Consider the following 721-nt stretch of genomic DNA (forward strand, 5'->3'; position numbering starts at 1 on the left):
GCTCTACCCCGGTAGGTAGAGGTTTACGTAGTCGTGCACGGGCATCGCTTCCAGCACCACCGGGTCCAGCGAGGCGTCCAGGATGCGGCGCTGCTGCTGGGTCGGGTAGGTGGCGGTGAGGTGGGCGCGGAACTTGTCCTCCAGCAGCGGGATGCCCTCGGCGCGGCGGCGGGCATGGCCCAGCGGGTACTCCACCTCCGCATCCAGGGTGCTGCCGTCGGTGAACGTCACCGCCAGCGCGTTGGCGATGCTGCGCTTGTCCGGGTCCAGGTAGTCGGCGGTGTAGCGCGGCTCCTCGACGCAGGTGATCTTCGCCCGCAGCGGATCGATGCGCGGGTCGGCAGCCACGTCGTCCTCGTAGTCTTCGGCCACCAGCCGGCCGAAGATCAGCGCGATGGCGACCATGTACTGCACGCAGTGGTCGCGGTCGGCGGGGTTATGCAGGGGGCCGGGCTTGTCGATGATGCGCAGGCAGGCCTGCTGGGTGCACAGGGTGATGTGGGCGATGTCCTCGCTGCGCTTGCCGGCCGCGCGCATCCGCGCATGCAGCTGCATCGCCGCCTCGACGGCGGTCTGCCCGTGGAATTCGGCCGGGTAGCTGATCTTGAACAGCACGTTTTCCATTACGTAGCTGCCATACGGGCGCTGGAAGCGGAACGGCTGCCCGCCGAAGCTGACGTCGTAGAAGCCCCAGGTGGGCGCGGTCAGCGCACTCGGGTAG

General features: G+C 68.4%; 1 pseudogene. It reads right to left on the reverse strand.

Annotated elements, in window-relative coordinates:
* Positions 1 to 3: 3 nt before the first annotated feature.
* Positions 4 to 721, reverse strand: a pseudogene (prpD, locus tag DBR34_RS22915) (2-methylcitrate dehydratase); the annotation flags it as partial.

The sequence above is a fragment of the Stenotrophomonas sp. HMWF003 genome (genome assembly GCF_003061285.1).
Taxonomy (GTDB): Bacteria; Pseudomonadota; Gammaproteobacteria; order Xanthomonadales; family Xanthomonadaceae; genus Stenotrophomonas; species Stenotrophomonas maltophilia_AP.